Source organism: Pseudomonas sp. PH1b (assembly GCF_000633395.1).
Taxonomy (GTDB): Bacteria; Pseudomonadota; Gammaproteobacteria; order Pseudomonadales; family Pseudomonadaceae; genus Aquipseudomonas.
In genome coordinates this window covers 16,133-40,480 of record NZ_AYMU01000002.1, presented here as the reverse complement: position 1 = coordinate 40,480, position 24,348 = coordinate 16,133, and the positions used below count along the sequence as shown (strand labels likewise).

The 24,348-nt window shown below is 59.4% G+C and carries 19 protein-coding genes and 2 pseudogenes; 13 read left to right on the top strand and 8 right to left on the bottom strand.

The features are described 5' to 3' along the window. Nucleotides 1–72 precede the first annotated feature (72 nt). Complete coding sequence (secA, locus tag U873_RS0102770) at nt 73–2,814, bottom strand: preprotein translocase subunit SecA (RefSeq protein WP_025126784.1); 2,742 nt, start codon at nt 2,812–2,814, stop codon at nt 73–75. A 320-nt stretch (nt 2,815–3,134) separates the two neighbouring features. Between secA and U873_RS0102765 the strand changes: the two genes are divergently transcribed. Continuing rightward, on the top strand, nt 3,135–3,590 hold the full coding sequence (locus U873_RS0102765; protein WP_025126783.1) for a DUF721 domain-containing protein: 456 nt from the start codon (nt 3,135–3,137) through the stop codon (nt 3,588–3,590). A gap of 1 nt (nt 3,591) precedes the next feature. Here the strand turns inward: U873_RS0102765 and U873_RS0102760 are convergent, their stop codons facing one another. Then, on the bottom strand, nt 3,592–5,073 hold the full coding sequence (locus U873_RS0102760) for a helicase HerA-like domain-containing protein (protein WP_025126782.1): 1,482 nt from the start codon (nt 5,071–5,073) through the stop codon (nt 3,592–3,594). Nucleotides 5,074–5,266: 193 nt separating this feature from the next. On the opposite strand from U873_RS0102760, the pseudogene U873_RS37460 reads away from it, so the two are divergent. Further along, a pseudogene (locus tag U873_RS37460) lies at nt 5,267–6,298 on the top strand (cache domain-containing protein); the annotation flags it as partial. 93 nt (nt 6,299–6,391) lie between these two features. Further along, complete coding sequence (locus tag U873_RS37455) at nt 6,392–7,156, top strand: methyl-accepting chemotaxis protein (protein WP_371261281.1); 765 nt, start codon at nt 6,392–6,394, stop codon at nt 7,154–7,156. Between the two features lie 67 nt (nt 7,157–7,223). Here U873_RS37455 and U873_RS36885 read toward each other — a convergent pair whose 3' ends face one another. Both U873_RS36885 and purU read right to left on the bottom strand, forming a co-directional pair. Then, on the bottom strand, nt 7,224–7,400 hold the full coding sequence (locus U873_RS36885) for a hypothetical protein (RefSeq protein WP_177330224.1): 177 nt from the start codon (nt 7,398–7,400) through the stop codon (nt 7,224–7,226). Between the two features lie 65 nt (nt 7,401–7,465). Next, the gene (gene purU, locus U873_RS0102745) at nt 7,466–8,314 is read right to left on the bottom strand and encodes a formyltetrahydrofolate deformylase (protein WP_025126780.1); all 849 of its coding nucleotides are present in this window, start codon (nt 8,312–8,314) and stop codon (nt 7,466–7,468) included. Nucleotides 8,315–8,660: 346 nt separating this feature from the next. Here purU and mvaT point away from each other — a divergent pair, with 346 nt between their 5' ends. Next, entirely contained in the window at nt 8,661–9,035 is a 375-nt protein-coding gene (gene mvaT, locus U873_RS0102740; protein ID WP_025126779.1) for a histone-like nucleoid-structuring protein MvaT, read from the top strand. A gap of 105 nt (nt 9,036–9,140) precedes the next feature. On the opposite strand, the gene sbcB is transcribed toward mvaT, so the two are convergent. Beyond that, nucleotides 9,141–10,568 carry an exodeoxyribonuclease I gene (sbcB, locus tag U873_RS0102735; protein WP_025126778.1) on the bottom strand — a complete coding sequence of 476 codons (1,428 nt, stop codon included), beginning with the start codon at nt 10,566–10,568 and terminating at the stop codon, nt 9,141–9,143. A gap of 185 nt (nt 10,569–10,753) precedes the next feature. Between sbcB and U873_RS0102730 the strand changes: the two genes are divergently transcribed. From U873_RS0102730 to U873_RS0102695, 8 genes are all read left to right on the top strand, one after another. Next, complete coding sequence (locus U873_RS0102730) at nt 10,754–11,479, top strand: RDD family protein (RefSeq protein ID WP_025126777.1); 726 nt, start codon at nt 10,754–10,756, stop codon at nt 11,477–11,479. Next, a complete protein-coding gene (locus U873_RS0102725; protein ID WP_025126776.1) occupies nt 11,476–12,456 on the top strand; it encodes a stage II sporulation protein M in 981 nt (326 codons plus the stop codon). The genes U873_RS0102730 and U873_RS0102725 overlap by 4 nt, the downstream gene beginning before the upstream one ends. Beyond that, entirely contained in the window at nt 12,443–13,993 is a 1,551-nt protein-coding gene (locus U873_RS0102720; protein WP_025126775.1) for a DUF4129 domain-containing protein, read from the top strand. Before U873_RS0102725 ends, U873_RS0102720 begins: the two co-directional genes overlap by 14 nt. Then, nucleotides 13,990–15,153: a DUF4350 domain-containing protein gene (locus U873_RS0102715; RefSeq protein ID WP_025126774.1), complete on the top strand. Its 1,164-nt coding sequence runs from the start codon at nt 13,990–13,992 to the stop codon at nt 15,151–15,153. The genes U873_RS0102720 and U873_RS0102715 overlap by 4 nt, the downstream gene beginning before the upstream one ends. Before the next feature lie 161 nt (nt 15,154–15,314). Then, nucleotides 15,315–16,463, top strand: a complete 1,149-nt coding sequence (locus U873_RS0102710) for a tyrosine-type recombinase/integrase (protein WP_025126773.1) — start codon at nt 15,315–15,317, stop codon at nt 16,461–16,463. After that, nucleotides 16,463–18,142, top strand: coding sequence for a hypothetical protein (locus U873_RS0102705; protein WP_025126772.1), 1,680 nt, complete (start codon nt 16,463–16,465; stop codon nt 18,140–18,142). Before U873_RS0102710 ends, U873_RS0102705 begins: the two co-directional genes overlap by 1 nt. Continuing rightward, nucleotides 18,139–20,037 (top strand): integrase, encoded by a 1,899-nt coding sequence (locus U873_RS0102700; RefSeq protein WP_025126771.1) that lies wholly within the window; start codon nt 18,139–18,141, stop codon nt 20,035–20,037. Before U873_RS0102705 ends, U873_RS0102700 begins: the two co-directional genes overlap by 4 nt. Continuing rightward, a complete protein-coding gene (locus U873_RS0102695) occupies nt 20,034–20,462 on the top strand; it encodes a hypothetical protein (RefSeq protein WP_025126770.1) in 429 nt (142 codons plus the stop codon). Before U873_RS0102700 ends, U873_RS0102695 begins: the two co-directional genes overlap by 4 nt. Nucleotides 20,463–21,130: 668 nt before the next feature. Here U873_RS0102695 and U873_RS34960 read toward each other — a convergent pair. After that, nucleotides 21,131–21,385 carry a bacteriocin immunity protein gene (locus tag U873_RS34960; RefSeq protein WP_081818600.1) on the bottom strand — a complete coding sequence of 85 codons (255 nt, stop codon included), beginning with the start codon at nt 21,383–21,385 and terminating at the stop codon, nt 21,131–21,133. A 1-nt stretch (nt 21,386) separates the two neighbouring features. Continuing rightward, a complete protein-coding gene (locus U873_RS0102685) occupies nt 21,387–23,162 on the bottom strand; it encodes an S-type pyocin domain-containing protein (RefSeq protein ID WP_115658585.1) in 1,776 nt (591 codons plus the stop codon). Nucleotides 23,163–23,569: 407 nt separating this feature from the next. Here U873_RS0102685 and U873_RS0102680 point away from each other — a divergent pair. Next, nucleotides 23,570–23,785, top strand: a pseudogene (locus U873_RS0102680) (hypothetical protein); the annotation flags it as partial. Between the two features lie 187 nt (nt 23,786–23,972). Here U873_RS0102680 and U873_RS0102675 read toward each other — a convergent pair. Beyond that, the gene (locus U873_RS0102675) at nt 23,973–24,215 is read right to left on the bottom strand and encodes an NERD domain-containing protein (RefSeq protein WP_256244259.1); all 243 of its coding nucleotides are present in this window, start codon (nt 24,213–24,215) and stop codon (nt 23,973–23,975) included. Nucleotides 24,216–24,348: the final 133 nt, after the last annotated feature.

Genomic DNA, 24,348 nt, shown 5'->3' with positions numbered 1-24,348 from the left:
TGTCGCAAATGGAAAAACGCCGCGACGGCTGATGCCGTCACGGCGCGGGTATTTCAGTGTCTGGCGGGGATCTTAGTTGATCTGGCCGTGACAGTGCTTGTACTTCTTGCCCGAGCCGCAGTAGCACAGCTCGTTGCGACCCAGTTTCTGCTCGTTGCGCACCGGCGCAGAGGCCAGGGCCACGTCGACATCAACGCCTTCTTCCAGGGCTTGCGGATGATCCAGGCCCGGGGCTTCAGCGTGTTCGAACTGCATGCGCTGGGCCAGTGCCTCGGCTTCCTGGCGCAGGCGCGCCTCTTCCTCGGCCGGATCTTCACGGCGGACCTGAACGTGGGACAGTACCCGGATCGAGTCGCGCTTGATGGAATCCAGCAGTTCGGAGAACAGCGTGAAGGACTCGCGCTTGTACTCCTGCTTCGGGTTCTTCTGCGCGTAGCCACGCAGGTGAATGCCGTGGCGCAGGTGATCCATGGTCGCCAGGTGGTCTTTCCACAGGTCGTCCAGGACCCGCAGCACGATCTGCTTCTCGAAGCTGCGCAGGGCTTCGGCACCGGCCTGGTCTTCTTTCTCGTTGTACGCGGCGATCAGCTCGTTGAGCAATTTCTCGCGCAGGGTCTCTTCGTACAGGTGATCGTCTTCGTCGAGCCATTGCTGGATCGGCAGGCTCACACCGAAACCGCTCTGGATGGCCTCTTCCAGGCCCGCCACGTCCCACTGCTCAGGCAGCGACTGGGGTGGAATGTGGGCGCTGACGGTGGCGTTGAGCACATCCTGACGGAAATCGGAGATGGTCTCGCCAATGTTGTCGGCGGCCAGCAACGTGTTGCGCATGTGATAGATCACTTTACGCTGCTCGTTGTTGACGTCGTCGAATTCCAGCAGTTGCTTGCGGATATCGAAGTTGCGGCCTTCTACCTTGCGCTGGGCCTTCTCGATGGCGTTGGTCACCATGCGGTGCTCGATCGCCTCGCCGGACTGCATGCCCAGAGCCTTCATGAAGTTCTTCACCCGATCAGAGGCGAAGATGCGCATCAGGCTGTCTTCCAGGGACAGGTAGAAACGGCTGGAGCCGGCGTCACCCTGGCGACCGGCACGGCCACGCAGCTGGTTGTCGATACGGCGGGACTCGTGGCGCTCGGAAGCGATCACCTGCAGGCCGCCCGATTCCAGCACTTGCTGGTGGCGCTTCTGCCAGTCGGCCTTGATCTGGGCGATCTGTTCCGGAGTCGGGTCTTCCAGGGACGCGACTTCCACTTCCCAGTTGCCGCCCAGAAGGATGTCGGTACCCCGACCGGCCATGTTGGTGGCAATGGTCAGTGCGCCGGGACGACCGGCCTGGGCGATGATTTCCGCTTCCTTCTCGTGGAACTTGGCGTTCAGTACCTTGTGCTCGATGCCTTCCTTGTTGAGCAGGTTGGACATGTGCTCGGAGGTTTCGATGGTCGCGGTACCCACCAGCACCGGACGGCCCTGGGTCATGCATTCCTTGATGTCATTGATGATCGCGGCGTACTTCTCGTCCGCGGTCAGGAACACCAGGTCGTTGTAGTCCTTGCGCGCCAGTGGCTTGTTCGGCGGAATCACCATCACCTGCAGGCCGTAGATCTGATGGAACTCGAAGGCCTCAGTGTCAGCAGTACCGGTCATGCCGGACAGCTTGGTGTACAGGCGGAAGTAGTTCTGGAAGGTGGTCGACGCCAGCGTCTGGCTTTCGGCCTGGATGTTGAGGTTTTCCTTGGCCTCGATGGCCTGGTGCAGGCCCTCGGAGAGGCGACGGCCGGGCATGGTACGACCGGTGTGCTCGTCCACCAGGACCACCTGGCCTTCCTGGACGATGTATTCGACGTTGCGATTGAACAGCTTGTGGGCACGCAGGCCGGCATAGACGTGGGTCAGCAGACCCAGGTTGTGCGCCGAGTAGAGGCTTTCACCCTCGGCCAGCAGGCCGACCTGGGTCAGCATCTCTTCGATCACCTGGTGGCCAGCTTCGTTGAGCTCGACCTGGCGGGTCTTCTCGTCGACCGTGAAGTGGCCGGCCTTGGTGACCTGGCCTTCGACTTCCTCGATGTGCTGCTCGAGGCGCGGGATCAGCTTGTTGATTTCGGTGTACAGGCGGGAGCTGTCCTCGGCCTGGCCGGAAATGATCAACGGCGTACGGGCTTCGTCGATGAGGATGGAGTCGACTTCGTCGATCACGGCAAAATTGAGCTCGCGCTGGAATTTTTCTTCCATGCTGAAAGCCATGTTGTCGCGCAGGTAGTCGAAACCGAATTCGTTGTTGGTGCCGTAGGTGATGTCGGCGGCGTAGGCGGCACGCTTCTCTTCAGGCGGCTGGAACGGCGTGACCACGCCGACGCTCAGGCCGAGGAACTCGTACAGCGGACGCATCCAGTTGGCGTCGCGACGCGCCAGGTAGTCGTTCACCGTCACCACGTGCACGCCCTTGCCGGACAACGCGTTGAGGTACACGCCCAGGGTGGCGACCAGGGTCTTGCCCTCACCGGTGCGCATTTCAGCGATCTTGCCTTCGTGCAAGGTCATGCCACCGATCAGTTGCACATCGAAGTGACGCATTCCCATGATCCGCTTGCCGGCTTCGCGGGCGACCGCAAAGGCTTCGGGAAGCAGTTTGTCGAGGGTTTCACCCTTGGCGATACGAGCCTTGAACTCTGCAGTCTTGGCACGCAATTGATCGTCCGAAAGGGCCACCATTTGCTCTTCGAAGGCATTGACGATCTGTACCGTCTTGAGCATGCGTTTGACTTCACGCTCGTTCTTGCTTCCAAAAAGTTTCTTTAACAAAGGCGCAAACATATCGGCAGGATCTTCCACACATAGGGTTGGAGGGCGGCCCCGTGAGTCGCCCGAGCAGCCCTCATGGCCGCATGCGAACGAGCATTCTACCCGGAAACGATGGTGAGGAAAGTGGCGTTATTCCACGATGCTGGCACAGCGCTGTGACGGGGCTCACCTAAAATAAGGGCTTTTGGCTGAACTTCAAGCCCATTCACCACAGAAGTTAATGATTGCGATCAGCAAAGCGGCAGATTTAGGCCCAGTACGAAAAACGATGTCTCAGGTGGCCCTGGCGCTTTCTGCTACCATGGCGCCTCTGTAACTTCAGGTTTCTGATCATGGCATTTCGCCCCCTTACGGCACGCGCTCCAGCCGTTCTTCTTCGCGAAGCCAAGCCTCTGAAAGCCATACTCGGCCACGCTCAGCGCCTGGCACATCTGCAGCGCCTGCTGGAGAGCCAGTTGCAACCGGCGGCTCGCGAACATTGCCACGTCGCCTCCTGGCGCGAAGGCAGCCTGTTGCTGATTGTCACCGACGGCCACTGGGCCACCCGCCTGCGCTATCAACAAAAGCGCCTGCAGCGTCAGTTGCAGGAGTTCAACGAGTTCAGCCACCTCACGCGCATTCTGTTCAAGGTCCAGCCCCCCACCGTCCAGCAAGGCGCCGCGGGACACACCATGGACCTGTCGAGCAACGCCGCCGAGACCATCCAGGCCACCGCCGACGGCATTGCCGACCCCAACCTGCGCGCAGCCCTGGAACGCCTGGCTCGTCACGCCAAGCCCCGGGACTGACTCAGCGGCGCTTGCTGCCGCCCAGCAACGACCCCATCAGGCCCCGCATCAACTGCCGGCCCAGCTGGTTGGCAGCCTGGCGCATGGCCGACTTCAAGGCCTGTCCGGCCGCAGTGCCGAGGAACTCGCCGGCGCGGTCGGCCAGGCTCGGCTCTTCGGCGACCGGCTTGCCTGGCACCGCCTCCGGCGCCAGCTCCTTGCGCCCCATCAGCACTTCATAGGCGGACTCCCGGTCAATCGGCTTGTCATAACGCCCCTGCAACGGCGAACTGGCAATCAGCGCCTTGCGCTCGGCGTCGGTCAAGGGCCCGATGCGCGACTGTGGAGGCGCCACCAGTACCCGCTGGACCATCTCCGGGGTGCCCTTGTCCTGCAAGGTTCCCACCAGCGCTTCGCCAATCCCCAGCTCGGTGAGCACCGCCAGAGCGTCAAAGGCCGGATTCGGACGGAACCCATCGGCCACGGCGCGCAAGGACTTCTGCTCCTTGGCGGTGAACGCCCGCAAGCCATGCTGGATCCGCAACCCCAACTGCGCCAACACGCTGTCGGGCAGGTCCCCTGGCGATTGGGTGACGAAATACACCCCCACGCCTTTCGAGCGAATCAACCGCACCACCTGCTCCAACCTGTCCTGCAGGGCCTTGGGCGTACCGGCGAACAGCAAGTGCGCCTCATCGAAAAACAACGCCAGCAGGGGTTTGTCCCCATCGCCTCGTTCCGGCAGTTGCTCGAACAATTCGGCCAGCAGCCATAAAAGGAAGGTCGCATAGACTTTCGGTGCTTCGTGCACCAGACGGCTGGCATCCAGCAGATGAATCCGTCCACGGCCGTCGGCGGCCGGTTGCAGGATGTCCTCCAGTTGCAGTGCCGGTTCGCCGAACAGCGCCTCAGCCCCTTGCTGCTCCAGGGTTGCCAGGCGCCGCATCAGCGCCTGACTGGAACCAGTGGTCATCAGCGCTGCGTCATCCCCCAGCAGCTGCGGGTTGTCCCGCAGGTGATTGAGCAGCGCCTTGAGGTCCTTCAAGTCGAGCAGCAACAGGCCCTCGCGGTCCGCCACCTTGAACGCTGCATACAAAGCCGACTGCTGGCTGTCGGTAAGCTCCAGCAAGCTGCCCAGCAACAGCGGGCCCATTTCACTCAAGGTAGTGCGCAAGGGATGACCGGATTCGCCATGGATATCCCACAGCGTTACGGGATAAGCCTGAGGCTGGTGCTTGAGCCAAGGCATGCCGGCGATCCGCTCGGCCACCTTGCCCTGGGGATTGCCCGCGGCCCCCAGCCCACACAGGTCACCCTTGATGTCCGCGGCGAACACCGCCACCCCGGCATCACTGAAGGCTTCCGCCAAGCGCTGCAGGGTGACGGTCTTGCCCGTGCCGGTGGCGCCCGCCACCAGACCGTGGCGGTTGGCCAGGCGCATGGCCTGGGCGATCGGCTGACCGTTGAGATCGGCACCGATAACGAGTTGCAATGAGTCAGGCATTTTGTCACCCCTGGTTAATCTTTGGCCTTACACGGTCGATATTAAGAATTGATGGATCAGAAGTATCTGAAATAAAGGTCAGGTAATTCCCTTGGGATAGATGGAGATATCAGCTTACTTATAACACCGCCTATTTTGCGCGCCCTTCCAACCCGATGCCCTGGACTCAAAGACCTTAGCGGACACCCAAGCCATGAACAAAAATCTGCGCTTCAGCCACAAGATCCTGCTTGCCGCCTCGCTGATCGTCATAGCTGCCTTTGCACTATTCACGCTCTACAACGATTACCTGCAACGCAACGCCATTCGTGATGATCTGGACAACTATCTTCAGGAAATGGGCGACGTCACGGCAAAAAATATTCAGACCTGGCTCGCCGGCCGCGCCTTGCTGATCGAAAACATCTCGCAGTCGGTGGCCCTCAACACCGATCCGGCCAATGTCAGCAACCTGCTGGAACAGAAGTCGGTGAGCTCGACCTTCATGGGCGCCTACCTGGGCAACCAGGATGGCACCTTCATCATCCGCCCGAACAGCAAGATGCCCGACGGCTACGATCCACGCGCGCGCCCCTGGTACAAAAGCGCCGAAAGCACCAGCGGCTCAGCCCTCACCGAACCCTACATCGACCTTGCCTCCGGCCAGTTGGTGATTTCCATCGTCGACAGCGTGGTCAAGGCCGGGCAGAAGATCGGCGTGGTCGGTGGCGACCTGAGCCTGCAAGTGATTGCCGACAGCATCAATGCCCTGGACTTCGACGGCATGGGCTACGCCTTCCTGATCAGTGCCGACGGCAAGATCCTGGTGCACCCGGACAAGAACCTGGTGATGAAGACCCTCAAGGATGTCTATCCCCAGGACACCCCGAAGATCAACAGTGAACTGAGCGAGGTCAGCGTCGACGGCAAGACCCGCATTGTCACCTTCACGCCGATCAAGGGCCTGTCCTCGGTGAACTGGTACATCGGCCTGTCAGTGGACAAGGACAAGGCCTTCTCCATGCTCAGCGAATTCCGCACCTCGGCCCTCATCGCCACCCTGACGGCCGTGGCCCTGACCATTGCTCTGCTGGGCTTGCTGATCCGCCTGCTGATGCAGCCGCTGCATGTGATGACCCGGGCCATGCAGGACATCGCCGACGGCGAAGGTGATCTGACCCGGCGGCTGAACATCCATAACCAGGACGAATTCGGCATCCTCGGCACCGCCTTCAACCGCTTTGTAGAGCGCATCCACGGCTCGATCCGCGAAGTATCCTCGGCCACCGAGCACGTCAACGAAGTGGCCCTGCGGGTGGTCAGCGCTTCCAACTCGTCGATGCTCAACTCCGACGAGCAGGCCAGCCGTACCAACAGCGTGGCTGCGGCAATCAATCAACTGGGGGCCGCGGCCCAGGAAATCGCCCGCAATGCCGCCCAGGCCTCGCAACAGGCCAGTGATGCCCGCAACCTGGCCGAAGACGGCCAGCAAGTGGTGGATCGCAGCATTCAGGCGATGAACCAGCTGTCGGACATGATCAGCGCCTCCAGCAGCAACATCGAGACCCTCAACAGCAAGACCGTGAACATCGGGCAGATTCTCGAAGTCATCACCAGCATTTCCCAGCAGACCAACCTGCTGGCGCTCAACGCGGCCATCGAAGCGGCCCGGGCCGGTGAAGCCGGTCGCGGGTTTGCCGTGGTCGCCGATGAAGTGCGCAACCTTGCTCACCGCACCCAGGAGTCGGCGCAGCAGGTGCAAACCATGATCGAGGAACTGCAAGTGGGTGCCCGCGAATCGGTCAGCACCATGAGCAACAGCCAGCGCCATAGCCAGGACAGCGTGGAAATCGCCAACCAGGCCGGGGAACGACTGAACAGCGTGACCCAGCGCATTGGTGAAATCGACGGCATGAACCAGTCGGTGGCCACCGCCACCGAGGAACAGACCTCGGTGGTGGAGTCCATCAACATGGACATCACCGAGATCAACACCCTGAATCAGGAAGGCGTGGAAAACCTTCAGGCCACCCTGCGGGCCTGTTCAGATCTGGAGCAGCAGGCCACGCGCCTGAAACACCTGGTGGGCAGTTTCCGGATCTGAGGGAGCGCTGCGCAAGCTTCAGCCGGCAATGGGCCCCTGCTTCAGGCGCCCGTTGTCAGCCCGCGATTCATTGCGGCTCCGGCTTCGGTGCCGGCTCTTGCTGCAATTGCTGCCACAGTTCGGCAGCACCAGGAAACTCGGTGCCGTCCTCGGCATCGAGGGCATCGGGGTCGTAACGGCTCAGACAGCCTTCGCCGAGGGTGGCGGGCGCTTGGGAAGTGGCTTTGTCCAGCGGATCGGTCATCAGGCTGACCTCATCAAGTTAAGAGCCGGGAACGGGGCATTGAAACCTCGCTCCCGGCAGCTTTATCAGAACACCACGGTCTTGTTGCCGTGCACCAGCACGCGGTCTTCCAGGTGGTAGCGCAGGCCACGGGCCAGGACCATCTTCTCCACATCACGACCAAAACGCACCATGTCCTCGATGCTGTCGCTGTGGCTGACCCGCACCACGTCCTGCTCGATGATCGGACCGGCGTCCAGCTCTTCGGTGACGTAGTGGCAGGTGGCGCCAATCAGCTTCACGCCACGCAGGGATGCCTGGTGGTAAGGCTTGGCACCGACGAAGGACGGCAGGAAGCTGTGGTGGATGTTGATCACCTTGTGGGCATATTCGCTGCACAGTTCCGGCGGCAGGATCTGCATGTAGCGCGCCAGCACCACCACTTCGGCGTCATGCTGCTTGACCAGGCGCGACACCTCGGCGAACGCCGGCTCCTTGTCCTGCGGATTGACCGGTACGTGGTAGTAAGGAATGCCGTGCCATTCGACCATACTGCGCAGATCGTCGTGGTTGGAGATCACACAGGCGATCTCGCAGTCCAGTTCGTCGCTGTGCCAGCGGTGCAACAGGTCCGCCAGGCAATGGGACTCACGGCTGGCCATCAGCACCACGCGCTTTTTCTCCGCAGTGTCGGTGATCCGCCAGTCCATCGAAAACTCTTCGGCGATAGGCGCGAATGCCTCGCGAAACGCCTCCAGGCCAAAAGGCAGCGAGTCGGCACGAATCTCGTGGCGCATGAAGAACCAACCACTGAGGTTGTCCGAGTGGTGGCTCGCTTCGGTGATCCAACCGTTGTGGGAGGCCAGAAAGTTACTGACTTTGGCAACGATGCCAACGCGGTCAGGGCAAGAAATCACCAACCGAAAGGTGCGCATGAGGGGGAAACTCCAGAACTTCGCAAAGGTCGCCATTCTAGCGATTACGGGAAAAAACTGCAGTATTCATTGCGCCCCCATGCCTTGGTTAGACTGGCAGCGCACCCGAAACCGGCTTATCGAGCACGACTCACCGCGCACAGGTCGCGACTTGCAAATAGCGCTTAACTAATTTGCGAATATCGCAATGCTGTACGCCCACCTATTAAATAGCGAAATGATTTCTACGCCTAAACACACTAAGAGAGACAAATAAAACATCGGTATTATGTTTACTTGCTCAAACTCCCTGACTATTATTGCGACACTGTCACCCCGCCACTCAGCGCCCAATAAGGTAGTCCTCATGTCCCTGATCAACGAATACCGTGCTACAGAAGAAGCAATCAAAGAACTGCAAGCGCGTTTGAAGAACCTGTCCCAAGACGACAAACTGAAAGCCGAACTGGAGTTCGAAGGCAAACTGCGCACTCTGATGGGCGAGTATTCCAAGTCCCTGCGCGACATCATCGCCCTGCTGGATCCGGACTCGAAAGTTAAAGCGCCTCGCGCAGCCGTAAAAACCACCGGCACCAAGCGCGCGCGTAAAGTTAAACAGTACAAGAACCCGCACAACGGTGAAGTCATCGAAACCAAGGGCGGCAACCACAAGACTCTGAAAGAGTGGAAAGCCAAGTGGGGTGGCGATGTGGTTGAAGGCTGGGCAACCCTTCTGGGCTAAGCCTCACAGCTGAGCGCCCGGGCTCTTGCCGCCCGGCAGAAAAAACGCCAGTTCGCTGGCGTTTTTTTATGCCCTGGCCATCTGTTCAAGGGCCAGGGCGCGCGCTCAAAGAGCCAGGCGCTGGGCCAGGGCAGCAACATGTTGCTGCCACTCATCCAGAATCTGGCGCTGCATCGGGTCGGCATTTAACAACGCTTGCTCAAGCGCCTGCCGGAAACTTTCAAGGGTATTGGGCGCACCCAATTGCGGATCAAGCAAACGCTGCTGACAAAAGCCCAGCCAGTGCTCTTGCTCGGCCTTACTCAATGTTGCCGGAAAGTTGCGAGCCCGGTAGCGAAAGAGCAGTTCAGGCAAGCGCTCATCATCGAATGGCCATTGTTCACGGGCCAACTGCAGCGGATCAGCTTCGCGTACTTGCTCACACAAGCGCCGATCACGGTCACCAATAAAGCCGTCGTACAACTGCTGCTCCGGGTCTTCGCTGGCAGCAAATTCATCGGGCCCATAAATCACTGGAAGTTTATCCTGCCAAACTTCCTGAGCCTCCCTCAGAAGCACCGCTCGACGCTGATACAGCTCCATGTCCAAGTGCAGCCGCTGTTGATCTTCGTCACGCAAGACGTTCAATGGCGCCACCACCGGGCAGCGGTTGATATGGATGAGTTTCAACGGCACCGGCAACTCGCCCTCGAGCAGGTCGTCCCGGCGGGTATATAAACGCTGGCGCAAGCTCTCGGCATCCAGGTCGAGCAAGCCTTGCGGATCCAGGTGCAGGTCGCAGACGATCAGGGCATTGCGGTTGCGTGGATGCCAGGCCAGGGGCAAGACCACCCCGATGTAGTGCCGCGCCGCAGAGAAACGCCCGGAAATATGCACCATGGGTTGCAGCAGGCGAACCTGATCCATGACCCGCTGCTTGCTGCGCAGCTGGAACAGCCAGTCATAGAGCTTGGGTTGCTTCTCGCGGATCAGCCGCGCCAGGGCGATCGTCGCCCGGACATCAGACAGGGCATCGTGGGCCTGGCCGTGGTCGATGCCATTGGCCGCCGTCAGCCGCTCCAGCTTCAAGGTCACCTGCCCCTGCTCCTGCGGCCAGTTGATGCCGTCGGGGCGAAGCGCATAGGCGGTGCGCACCACGTCGATCAGGTCCCAGCGACTGTTGCCACCCTGCCACTCCCGAGCGTAGGGATCGAAGAAGTTGCGATACAGGCTGTAGCGGGTCATTTCATCGTCGAAGCGCAGGGTGTTGTAACCGGCACCACAGGTTCCCGGGCGCGCCAGCTGGGCGTGCACCCGAGTCATGAATTCGGCCTCACCCAGGCCTTGCTCGGCCAACCGGCTCGGGGTGATGCCGGTGATCATGCAGGCTGCCGGATGCGGCAGGATGTCGTCGCTGGGCTGGCAATAGAGGTTGACCGGCTCATCGATTTCATTGAGTGCCAGGTCGGTGCGAATACCGGCCACTTGCAGCGGTCGATCGCTGCGCGGATTGATGCCGGTGGTTTCGTAGTCGTACCAGAAGATGGAGGTCACGGCCTGTTCCTGAACTGAAAGACCGCCGCAGTCTAGGCGCTCAAGCGCTGCCAGGGCCAGCCGCGCGTGCCCGTACCCGGCGGCAGGGGCGGTTTAAATCGTAGTTAATGATGTCGTTTGCCCCCCGGACACTGCTAGCATCGGCGCTGGATTTTTTTCTACCAGGTCAAGCCGACACCTCCCCCATGCTTGAAATGACAGCAACGCCAAGGAACGCACCGCTGCACCCACCGCTGGATACGCGGTATCAGGTGGAAACCCCCGAGGGCATCGATCTGCCCCTGCGGCCGGCAGGATTGCTGGTGCGCAGCCTGGCCTTCAGCCTCGACCTGGGCGTCCGCGCTCTGGTGCTCGGCCTGCTGTTTATCGTCCTCGGCTTTTTCGGCGAGATCGGCGTCGGTATCGGTTCTATCCTGCTGTTCCTGGTCAGCTGGTGGTACATGGTGCTGTTCGAAGTCCTGAATCAGGGCCGCTCTCCCGGCAAGCAACTGATGGGACTGCGAGTCGTGCAGGACGACGGCACCCCCATCGGCTGGAGCGCCTCCCTGACCCGCAACCTGTTACGTTTTGCCGACATGCTGCCGTTCGGCTATTTCCTCGGCGCCATCAGTTGCCTGCAGCATCCGACCTTCAAGCGCCTCGGCGACCTGGCCGCGGGCACCCTGGTGATCTATCGCGAGCAACCGGTCAAGCGACCGGACCTGCCGCCCGCCGTCCCCCGCTCCGCGCCCTTCGCCCTGAGCCTGAATGAACAACGAGCGATCCTCGGTTTCGCCGAACGCCAGGGCCAGCTGTCGAGCGAGCGGGCCCAGGAGCTGGCGAACATCCTCGCGCAACCCTTGCACGTGCCCGGCGACCAAGCCGTTGCCGAACTCAATGGCATTGCCCGCGGCCTACTGGGAACGACATGAAGCAAAGCCTTTTCGAAAGCCGGCACCAGGCGCAATGGCAGCACTTCGAGCAGCTGCTCGAGCAACTGGAACGCCGCCGGGCCAAACCCGAGGATTGCCAGACCTTCGTCCAGGACTACCGGCGCTTGTGCCAGCACCTGGCCCTGGCCCAGGAGCGAGGCTACAGCAGCTACCTGGTTGACCCGCTGCAGCAACTGGCCTTGCGCGGCCATCAGCAGCTGTACCGCCAGCGCACGGCCATCAGTGCCAACCTGCTGGGCTTCGTGCTGGCCGGTTTCCCCCGTGTGGTGCGCCAGGAATGGCGCCTGGTGCTGATTGCCAGCCTGCTGTTCTTCGGCAGCCTGCTGGGCATCGGTGTGCTGGTGTACCTGTTCCCCGACCTGATCTACAGCCTGGTGGACTCCCAGCAACTGACACAGATGCAAAGCATGTACGACCCTGCCGCGGGGCGCCTGGGACGGGCCGCCGAGCGCGCCTCGAGCGAAGACTGGGTGATGTTCGGCTACTACATCATGCACAACATCGGCATCGCCTTTCAGACCTTCGCCAGCGGGCTGCTGTTTGGCCTGGGCAGCGTGTTTTTCCTGTTCTTCAACGGCCTGATGATTGGCGCCATCGCCGGCCACCTGACCCAGATCGGCTTCGGCCAGACCTTCTGGCCCTTCGTCATCGGCCATGGCGCCTTTGAACTCAGCGCCATCGCCCTGTCCGGTGCCGCCGGGCTGAAACTGGGCTGGGCGCTGATCGCCCCCGGCCGCCTGACCCGCGCAGAAGCCTTGCTGCAGGCGGCGCGGGTCAGCGTGCAACTGATCTACGGGGTCATTGTGTTTCTGCTGATCGCCGCCTTTGTCGAAGCCTACTGGTCCTCCCTGACCTGGCCAGCACCGTGGATCAAATACAGCATCGGCACTGCGCTCTGGAGCCTGGTGATCGCCTACCTGACCCTGGCCGGACGAGATACCCATGCGCCTGAGTGATGCCAGCGTCGTGATCCGCCCACGCAGCTCCTGGGAGGCCATGGACCTGGGCATACTCCTGAGCCAGCAGCATCGCCGACTGCTGATGACCAGCTGGGCCATCGTCAGCCTGCCGGTGTTCGCCCTGCTCAGCCTGTTGCTGTGGGAATCCCCGACGCTTGCGGTGCTGCTGTTCTGGTGGCTGAAGCCGGCATTCGAACGACTGCCGCTGTACATCCTGTCCAAGGCGCTGTTCGGCGAAACACCCAGCCTGGGCCAGGCCCTGAGGCAATGGCCACGGCTGCTCAGGCCCCAGTTGCTGGCCAGCCTGACCTGGCGACGCTTGAGCATGAGTCGCAGCTTCATCATGCCGGTGGTCCAGCTCGAAGGCCTCGGCGGCGACGCCCGGCAACAGCGCCTGGCGGTGCTGCTGCAGAGAAATGCCGGAGGCGCGCGCTGGCTGACCCTGATCGGCATGCACCTGGAGGGCGCACTGTGGATCGGCCTGTTGGTGCTGTTCTACCTGTTACTGCCCCAGCAGATCGAGCTCGACTGGAACTGGCAGACCCTGATACTCGCGGCCCAACAGGACTGGCTATGGCTGGAACACCTGACCAACGTCTTCTATGCCCTGGTGCTGGTGATCTGGGAGCCGATCTACGTGGCCTGCGGTTTCAGCCTGTATCTCAACCGCCGAACCGAACTGGAAGCCTGGGACATCGAATTGGTCTTCCGGCGCCTGCGCCAGCGATTGGCAGGTGCCGCCGCATTGGTGCTGGTGGCAGGCCTGATGCTGCTGGCGCCAAGCCAGTCGCTCTGGGCGGCAACGCCCAGCAGTTCGGTGGCCGGCCCCGAAGCCCCACGCTTGCTGCAGCAACCGCTGACCAGCAAGGCTTCAAAGGAAAGCATCCAGAGCATCCTGGACGCCCCGCCGTTCAAGAATCAGGAGTCGGTGACTCGCTATCGTTTTGGCGATGAACAACCACCGAACAAGGATGCCAAAGAGAAGCCGCCAGGATGGCTCAAGAACCTGCTGGAACGCCTCGGCCAGGACAGTTTCGGCGGTTTCGCCAAGGGCCTGGAAATCCTTCTCTGGGGGCTGCTGCTCGGCGCTCTGGGCTGGTTGATCTGGCGCTATCGCGACTGGCTGCAGGCCTTTGTCGGCCGCCGGCCACGACCGCGCCAGAAGCGCCCCGCGGCCAGGCCCCAGCAACTGTTCGGCCTGGAAGTCAGCAGCGAAAGCCTGCCCGCCGATGTCGCAGCCCGCGCCGAAGAGCTCTGGGCCAGCCAGCCCCGGGAGGCCCTGGGCCTGCTGTACCGAGCGCTGCTCAGCCGGTTGCTGGAGGACTATCACCTGCCCCTCGGCGTGGCCGATACCGAAGGCCAGGTACTGCAGCGGATCAAGGACCTGCAACAGCCGCAACTGGAAGCGTTCAGCGTCAGCCTGACCCGTCACTGGCAGAACATGGCCTACGGTCATCAGGTACCGGGCAGCGCACTGCAACAGCAACTGTGCAATGGCTGGCGCGGCCTGTTCGGCCCGGGAGCGCAATCATGAAGCGCTATCTGTGGGGCGCCCTGGCGTTGCTGCTGGCCCTGATCCTGGGTGCAAGCGGCTACTACCTGTACCGACAGGCCACGCCCTACCAGGAAATGGTCGACCACGGCCCTTCTCCCGAAGCCCGTGCCAACCCCTACCTGGCGGCAGAAATGTTCATGCGCGCGCGCGGCCTCAAGGTAGACCACGCCAATGGCCTGGAAGTGCTGGCCACCCTGAAACCCGTCGGCAACAGCCTGCTGTTGCTGGGGGAGCGCACGAACATGAGCCCGCGCCAGGTCGACCAAGTGCTGGACTGGACCCGCGCCGGCGGCCGCCTGGTGTTTGTCGCCGAAGCCCTGTGGGACCCGGACACCGAGCAGAGCGGCGACCTGCTGCTGGACCGGGTGCAAATCCACCAGCTGCTGAGCAAGGACCTCGAGGAACCGCCGGAGCCGGAGGCCGACGACGCCTTTCCGCAATTGACCAAGGTCTACCTGGAGGACGAACAGGCGCCGGCCTACATCGGCTTTGACACCGACTTCCACCTGGACGATCCGGACAGCCTTGCGCAGTCCTGGGCCAACAGTGGCAGTGCCACCCACATGATCCAGCTCGACTACGGCGAAGGTTCGGTCACCGTGCTCACCGACGCCGAGATCTGGAAAGCACCGGCCATCGGCCTGTACGACAACGCCTGGCTGCTGTGGTACCTGAACACCGATACCGCGGTGACCCTGCTGTTCAATACCGACCATCCAAGCCTCTGGCAGTTGCTCTGGCGCTATTTCCCCCAGGCCCTGGTGGCCCTGACCCTGTTGCTCGGCCTGTGGCTCTGGCAGGCTGGCACGCGTCAAGGCCCTCTGCTTGCACCAGCCCCCAAGGCCCGGCGCCAGTTGCTCGAACACTTGCGCGCCAGCGCCGACTTTCTGTTGCGCCACGGCGGCCACCAAGCCTTGCTGCATGCCCTGCAACTGGATATCCGACGTCGAGCGCGGCGCCGCCACCCCGGTTTCGAGCAGTTGGCACCGCAGGCCCAGTGGGACGTGCTCGCCCAGCTCAGCCAACAACCTGTCGACACCATCAGACAGGCCCTGCAACCCTTGTCCGGGCAACGCCTTTCCAGCGTTGACTTCAGCCACCAGGTCGCCCACCTGCAAACTCTCAGGAATGCCCTATGATCTGGCACTTGGAAAGCGTTATATCTCTGCCATATTAGGAACAGTCCCTTAGAAACTCAGAGGCATGGTGCTGAGATAAAGCCTGAGGGTCAGTCCTATGGCCCTAGCTCTGTCAGAACAGACAAAGGGATTGGATGTTTGATCTGTGCAGGGGGCGGCAAATGGAGATTGTGTGGGCTACTGAGGATATGGTGATCGCCGGGCAGCCTTATCCGGGGTTTCCCATTCTGCTTCGGGACACAATGGAGAGTTGCGTCCCGGCCAATCAGTTCTTTCGTCACTACCTGCTTCGCGGGGCCATTGGCTCTCGCCGCTCCTGGCCTAGCACCGGACGAGCACTGTACGACTTCTTCAGCTTCCTCCAGGCTCATGAGATTGACTGGTGCGATGTGGATCGTGGCGAAGCCAAGAGCCTTGTAGCAGCCTATCGTGACTACTGCCTGGTGGCATGCGAACTGGCACCGAATACTACTCGCCAGCGCCTGCACTACATCTGCAAGTTCTACGAGTTCGCACTGAAGGAAGGGTGGGTTAAGCGTCTGCCCTTCGCCTATGAAGAACGCACCGTAAGGCGCGGAACAGGCTTCCTTGCGCATGTAGATACCAGTGGCGGAAAAGCCATTGCAAACGATGTAATGCCACGCAGCCACAAGGCCCTGCCCAAGTTCCTGAGCATCAGCGAGATCAAGTCGCTCCTGGCCACAGTAGAGAACCCTCATCACCAGATGATGATTCGCCTTGCACTGCATACGGGTCTGCGTCGTCAGGAAATCGCCACCTTCCCGCTGACCTATGTCTTCGCCCCGGACAAGAAAGTACGAACCGAACGCAACGTCCGTATTCGCCTCGATCCGTTCGACGGCAGTGGCATGGTAACCAAGGGCAGCAAACCACGAGAAATTTACATCAGCCGCCAGTTCATGGCCGAACTCTATCGTTACGTCACGAAGGTGCGCGGAGAGCGTGCTTCGCAGAACAAGACCTCACAAATTACACTGTTCCTCAACCAAGCAGGGGAACCCTATGGTGAAGACGGCAAGAGTATCAACCGGATCATCAGCGAAGCTGGCAAGCGAGCTGGAATCAAGGTCCATACGCACATGCTCCGACACTCCTATGCCACCCACACCCTGGTCAGCCTTCAGCGTAACCGTGCGAACGGCCTGGATCCTCTAGTTTTCGTTCAACGACAACTCGGCCACAGTTCGATTCAGACGACGATGGTGTACCTGCACTTGGTCAACGAAATGGCCGACGAGGCGGTGCTGGCCTATGACGATGAATTGAATACACTGGCAGGGGCGGCCTGATGGGCAAGCGCAAAGTATTTGGCAAGACAGACCTCAGCGTCTCACAAGTCGAGCACAGCCACGACGCGGCAGGCAATGTGCTCATTCTGCCCGAGGCCATCCCTCCGAAAAACACTACGGTCGAGTTTGGGAGGAACAGCTTCAACAGCCGTCGATTCGACTTTGTCCGTTGGTACGGCGCCGGCATCGACCCCATCACCTACGCCTGCCATCGCCAGATCGAGCGCTTCCTCTCCGGCCAGGAGGGTGCTGTTACGAGTAGCACCATAGCTAGCTACTGCTTGAATGGGATGCGCCATTTCCTTGACTGTTGTGTTCTTCGTGCAATGGCTTTTGGCCGTAACTTGGTCCTGGCTGATGTGAACCGGGATCTGATTGACAGTTATCTCGGCCATCTGGCCGGGCTCGGCTGGGCTACTATCACTCAGAAAAGCGTCTACACGCAAACCAAGCCTGTGCTGCTAGCCTTGGGACAGCGTGGGCTGATCCCCCTGATCACCTCCGGCGATGCAGCTACCTTCCCGCGTAATCCTTTCCCGAATAGCCACCGCAAAGCTAAGGGTGAGACGGCTCTGTCGAAGCACGAGCGACAAGCGTTCACAGCCGCGCTGCGGCAGGAAATCAAGCCAATCTGGGCCGACGACGCGCCCGTGACCGGCGAACTGCTGGTCTTCGCGCTGCTGGCCGTGGCGCTGCACACCGGGCGCAATACCACACCGCTGCTGGAAATGAGACGCGATTGTCTGCGCCCTCACCCCAAGGACAACACCGTATTCCTGGTGTTGTGGAAGCGGCGCGGCTACAACACCAGCAAAGTTGCACTGCGCGCAGAGTCGGACACCGAGCGTCTTCTGGAGTCCACACCAAGTTTGAGAACTAACGTAGAGCGTCTGATCCGCCGAGTGATGGCCCTGACCGGGCCATTGGATATAGAAGCCCCAAACGACCTCAAGGGCCGTGTGTGGCTGTATCGTGCTCGCAACGGCAAGGGTATCGGTCAAGTCACAGCGTTGAACTCAGGAATGTTGGGGTTGGCGACCAACCGCCTCGTAACCGAGCATGGTCTGACCGATAACAACGGAAAACCACTACGTATCAATATTTCACGTCTGCGCAAGACCTTCGCCAACCGCATCTTCGAGCTGACCGACGGCGATCTGGTAGCCACCGCCGCGGCCCTCGGCAATACCCTGCAGGTGGCCGGCCAAAACTACCTGGCACCCAGCGAGGATGTCCGTCGTAACTGGCAGTTCATGGGCGAGGTACTGGTGCAGGAGTTACTGACTAGTACCATCGGTGCGACCTACAAGGATACCCCGATGGGCCGTTGTGCCGACCTGCTGCACGGCCAATACGCCCCGAAGCGAGAGGGTGCAACTTGCATGAACTTCATAAATTGCCTGCGCTGCAAGCACTATGCGGTAACCGCCGAGGATCTATACAAGCTGTTCAGCTTCTACTTCCGCGTGCTGGTCGAGCGATCGCGCATGGACAAACGGCGCTGGGCAAAGGAGTACGCCCACATCCCGCGCTTGATCGACCACTACATCATTGCCGAGGGGCTGCGGCGCGGCACCTTCAAGACCGCTGCTGTGGAGGCCGCTCGTGAACGCGCCCGCTCCCAGCCACACCCATTCTGGTCGGTTGATCTGATCGACAGCTTGGAGGTTTTTGCATGAGCGACAGTACCCTAGCGGCGCTAGCCTGCCCCTCCCTCGCCGCCCAGCCAGGCGATGTGCGTGGGCTCCACAAATCCGAACGCGACGCCCTGATCATTACCTCTATTCAGGTCGATGGACGGTGGGTCATCCTCAGCCGCTACGGCGACAACATCTGGCAACTCGACGGCTTCAGCAGCAACGCTGCAGCCAACCAGAAACGGCTGGACTTCAGCAGAGTGCCGTCGGTGTTTCGGGCGGTGATGAAAGCGATGCTGTACCGTTACCTACGACGTGGGCGTCGCGGCTCGGGTCGGCCAAAGGGCCGCATGATGCGAGGTTTTTTCTCTGCTTTATTGACATTCCTGCGATACCTAGAAGCGCTCAAGCTCGATCACCTCGGTGCGGTGACCTCCATGATCTGCGTTAACTATGTGGCCGCCTGCAAGGCGTACCGGCAGACCAGCCGGTTCAAAGGCAAACCGCTATCGCAGCATGGGCTGCATAGCCGTTTCAAGGCCGTCGAAGCGCTTCATGAACTCAGCCAGTACACCGACGACCAGATGCCGCAGCATCCCTGGCCCGAAACTTCCGCGAAGGCGATGGCGGGGCTTACCGGTAGCGGAGCCTGCCACAAGCAAAGCAGCAGGACGCCGCTGATCCCTGATGATGTGTTCTGCTTTCTGTTCGAGCGGGCCTATCAGCAGGTTGAGCGTGGCCAGCAGTTGCTTGACATGCGCGATGCGCTGAACGCACTAGCGGCGCAGCGAAAGGGGCAGTGCCGCGAGGCTGTCATTGCTGCCAAGAACCGCCACCTGAGCGCCCTTGGTTGGGGGAGTGGTCTAAAGGTATTCAACAAAGCGGTGATCGATCTGCGCACGGCCTGCTACATCGTCCTGGCTAGCACCTCCGGCTGTCGCAACCATGAGCTGGCCAACTTACAATCAGGCGCGCACCACCGCACTCAGGACAATGAAGGCACAGTCTACCACTGGATGCGCTCACGGTCGGATAAGACCGATGCGGGTACCCATGATTGGATGATCCCTGAGGCTGCCGTGCGTACCCTGCGCCTGATGGAGCGTTGGGTCGCGCCCTATCAGACCATGATCACCGCCGAGATCGAGCAGCGGCGCCGCACCAACCCGCATGATCCACAGATCGCCGAGGCCTGCAAACACCGCCGTGCACTATTTCTCAGCGTAGTCTCGGGAGAGGTCACCCAAGTGCGCACGCTTTCTAACTGGTCTTTTGACTTTTACCTAAAGGCATTCGCCAAGGACTGCGGGCTGAGCTGGAATCTCGCCAGCCACCAGTTCCGCCGCAAGTTTGCCAACTATGCCGCACACAGCCGCTTCGGAGACCTGCGCTACCTCAAGGAGCACTACGCGCACTGGTCACTGGACATGACATTGGGCTACGCCATGGATGACAGTTGGGGACACCACCTGGACCTTGATCTGTACGCAGATATCCAGGAGGAGTTGGAAGATATCAAGCTTGGTGTAACCGACGACTGGTTGGGTGACGCTCCTCTGGCCGGAGGCTACGGCCGCGCACTCAAGCAGTGGCAGCGGGAACCGCAAAATCTCCTGATTTTCAAAGATCACTCCTCGATGCTGAAGTCCATTACCGAAAGCACCGCGATTCGTAGCAATGGCCATGCCTGGTGCACTGCCGACAATGACAATTGCGTCGGTAATACTCTTGAGCGTACCCGCTGTGGAAACTGCAACAATGCCGTTATAGGGCGCCACCACCTGCCCATCTATCAGCGCCTCTACAATGACCTGAAAGAGCTGCTGCAATGCCCGGATATTGGTGAAGGTGGCCGTCTACGCGTTGAGCGCGACCTGAATCGCTGCCGGGACGTACTGCTCCAGTTGGGCATGGCCTCTGAGACCCTGATCGCATGAAGCCCAAGGACAAGTCATCCAACTACAAGCTGGCCACAGATCGTGAAAAGGATCTGAAGCTAGCCCTCTACCGCATTCAAAAGGGGCGCGCCCACACTAGGGAAACCAAGGTTACCATTGCTGCGGTCGCCCGCGAGGCGGGCGTCTCGACGGCGCTGATCCATAACCACTACCCAGAAATTGCCGAGGCTATCCGCGTGGCTCAGGGGCGCTCCAGTCGAGCCATGCGAGATGTGAAGCATCAGGACTTGATTGCCGAGCGCAAGAAGTCCGCAGCCTACCGTCAGGAGATAGAGGAGTTGCGGGCCAAGGTCGCCAATCTCGCATCCATTAATGAGGTGCTATTGAACGAGAACCGTGTACTCAGGGCTAAAATGAACGCCCCCAAGGTAGTCGAGCTTGCTTCGAAGATGCAGCGTGAATAACCCCTTGTTAGAATTCCTCAGAGAGAAAAGTCAACTTGCTCTTTTTAGCCTGGGCACCTGTTCGCACCCACACTTTTTGCTGCTCAGATTTGATTTCTACTGCTTTGATAGTGTGAACGGTCATCGACTCCAAAACCAGCTTCAGCGTTGGACTACGGGGCTTGGCATAAAAGGGTCCGCAGTCCGAAGGCTTTTCTAAGGCGAAGTGGACGCAGTTCTCCTCGGCAGAATCTGGGGTTTGGGGAGCAACGGAACAGAAAGTGCACTTAAGCTCAGAGAGCCCTGCTCTCGGCCCATCGTAGGCGCACCTGGTTAGGTTTTGGCGGACCAGTAACCGTCGCATAGCTGTAACGGCTTGCAATCGGAAACACCCGTGCTCGCAATCAGCGCAATTTTCGGCTCAGATTAATTGCGAGCCGGCTTGCATTCAGCGGTGCCGGCTCGAATTCAATTTTGGTCTGCTCACATTAGCTACGACTGAAATCCCCCCCACACAGGCGTCCATCAAACGTACGTTTGATGGATGTCGAGATGGCGGAGTCAAAATAAATATGCGTATTATGCATTTTTGCATTCGCCCACAAAGCCCTATCAACACATTCAAGGACCTCAAAAACCGAAAACTCAGTCACCGACTCTCCTCGGTAACTGAGTTTTTTTGATGGCGATTACACTGTTTTGAAACCCGGCTTACCGTTGGCTGCTCGCCATTCTTTGACAGCCTTTACAACTCCCTCCGGGCTATCTTCCCTATTATCATCTGGATAATAAACCAGATCAGATCCAGACGGATGCTCACATAGACGCTTAAATTCAAGGATATTTTTTATATCATCTCCCTCTTTAGTATCCTGAACATTGAATAGTTTTTTAACAAATTCCAAGAACTCGGCTTCCGTATAATCAGAGATTGTCTTTTTCATTTCACTTACCATCCCTATGGATTTCAATATGGCGTTTTGGTGTAGTTATGCGAATATTATCAATGTCATATACTGCACCAAGGTCTTTGATTTCTTTCACGTGATGTAACTCATATTTAACCCGACCTCCAACCTGCTCACCTTCTCTTGGTGCTGGGGCTTTACCGGCCATAATATTACCGAGGTTACCCGTCTTGAATTGCTTTCGCAGTACAGGATCATTAGCTACAGCTTTCCAGAACGCCTCTCGAAACTCACGCCAGTTCTTGAACTCCCGCCCCCGAAGCTGATCAGCAATTTGCGACGGAATCGGTGCCCCTTCACCTTGCGAGGCTGCACTTAGCCAAATGCCCGAAACAGGCTGCCCAACACCGGTTGCAACACCAGGATCTTCCCGCCGATCCCGGAACATTACATAGATAGGCGCCAGTCCTGAATCGATCGGATAGACAATAATGTAATCGTCAAAGCTGGCGTCGGCCACTTCGGGGAAGGTATCGATTCGTCCTTCAACGGGGGTGATCGTCGCTCCATTGTAAACGGGCGGTAGTGCTGTTTCTGTCGGCAGATTGGTTGAACTGTTGCCAGGGGATACCGCGGGTGTCCAGGTCAGCGTGCGAGGCGGAACGTCTGCCGTGGTGGCGGTATAGACGTTTTGTCCAGCGTTGTAGCTGGCTGCGACTACTCGTACCCTGGATGGTACGGTAACCCCATCAGTCTTGACGGCGAACACCTCGGATCGTCCGTCTTCCGCTGTTTTCGAGCTGACCCTAATCGAGATATCGACGGTCCCCGTCGTCGCGGCGGCCTGCTGCAGTGTCTGCAGGTCAAGATCAGGTGCCAGGTCAGCCAGAGGCGTGCTGAAGGTATAGCGTTCAGGCAGTTCGCCATTGGCCAATTCGCGGGGAAACGCCAAGAAGGCAATTACACCCACCGCTGCGCTTGATACGGCCCCAGCGACGAGTCCAGCAAGCCCTACGATTGCCGAGCGGATAGCCGTTGCAAGCGCCGCAGCGCCACCTTCAATGGCGATCGTTCCTCGGGCCGCTGTAAACAGCGGATGGCTGATGGCCACCGAACCTTGAGCTGGGAAGGTATTGGCGACGCGAATAGTCTCGGCGGCGGCTTTATCGGCAGCGGCCTTAGCCGCCGCTTCAGCTGCTACCCGTTCTGCCTCTAATTGGGCGGCAATGCGCGCTTGCTCGGCTTGAATGATAGCCAGCGCATCTGCTTTTGCCTTCAAGCGTCTGGCTGTTTCTGCATAGAATTGAGAAAGTCGGACGGCTTCATAACCTGAAGCCCAGTTAATCAGCCCCTGCTTTCGGGCTTCTGTATTCCTATATTCAGCATTAGGAAAGAGATCAAAAACACCGTAATTGGCTTTGATCTCAGGCCCTACCTTCAATGACGCCGCTTGCTTTGCCTTGCTCTCCCCTTCTGTCTTTGAGTTGTAATAAAGCTTTACATGGATCACATGTTCTTTGGTGACGGTTTCTTCTGGAGTTGTTGTATCCATCGGCTTATTTAAACCGCCCTCAGCCTTTACCGCCTTATCGATGTCAGTATCGATGCTGAGCATGTTAGCAGCATGCTTGGCATCTATTTCGCCCTGATATTTATATATAAAATTGTAAATATTTTCCTGTGCCAGCATATCCATCTTCATATCCAATGGAATAGTAATCCATTGTGGGTCATTGTTTTGAGGGATATTAAAGTTAAACCCTCCTTGCGAGGGCGGGGCAGTTATATTGGTTGTACCGAGTTCTACGGGCATTTCCAGATTCCTCTTGCTCAAGTGTTTGGTCCGCTCAACGGCGGGCCTTCCGAATCGCGTGAAAGCAATTCACCTCCACGGCATGGCGCACCTCACCAGCTGCAAACGGTCGCGAATCGTTGCAGTGGATGGGCAGGAATACTGTATATCCATCCAAAATATGCGCGCAAGCATTTAAATGCATATATGCATATCAATGGCACTAGCACTGGTTTCTGACGGGGCCGCGAAGGCAGGAGAGGATGAATTCGGGCGTGCTACGACAATTCCCATTGGGGCAAATAGTCATGGCTCGGTGGCCAGGTGAGTCAGGAGGCTGAGAAGCACCGGTCTCTGTTCAGATGGTCGTTTGGGAAGCAGGCGCAGAATGGTGTTTGTAGGGCTTACATTGGTTAGGGTTCCTCCCCAAACCGGTCTCGGCGGAGTTGGTGGAGTCAGTGCTGTCACGGCAGCTGTATGACCTGGAACCGCCCCTGACGCGCCACGGCTTCCGCCTCAAGGATCTGGTCGAGCAGTTCGACGCCAGGCCCAGCAAGATCAAGGCGTTGTTCAGCAATGCGCTCGATCCGGCTCGTGCCGTTGATCTGCGCGACAAAATGCTCGCGGCGGGCTTGCCGATCTGAGCCGGCCATTTCATTCGCAATTAATTTGAGCACACGGGGATGGAATGCAAGCCGGCACGGCTGAATGCAAGCTCGCTCGCAATTAATCTGAGCCTGAGGGTTGGTCAGTTTTTGGTCAGCGGCAACACTGCCTCAAGGCGCGGGCTTTGTTGTCTGTGGTGTTGACCGGCGAGGGCATTGGATCGCCTCAATGGAGCCACTGGCCGGACGAATACGAGATATCGCCGGACCAGTTCTTCAACTCGACCACTAGGATTCGATTGGTTGTCAGTAGCAGCAGATCAATATCCAGCGGCTGCTTGGAGCCTCGCGTTACCAACCGAAATGCTGCGTAGGCACCCCATTCGCGGGGTAACTTCGCTTCGAGCTCACGCAAGGTGGCATGCTCGACCTCCAGAACACCCCGAGGGCTGAGATAGTTGATGCGCAAAGTTGAGACCTCCCTAGTCTGACTCATTCGCAAGCCGTCTATGTTAGACGGTTCGCCCGACTCTCGAATTGTGCCGTCACGCCCACCCAGAAATACTTAAACGATCGGCGGACAAACCGAAGCAGGCCATTAT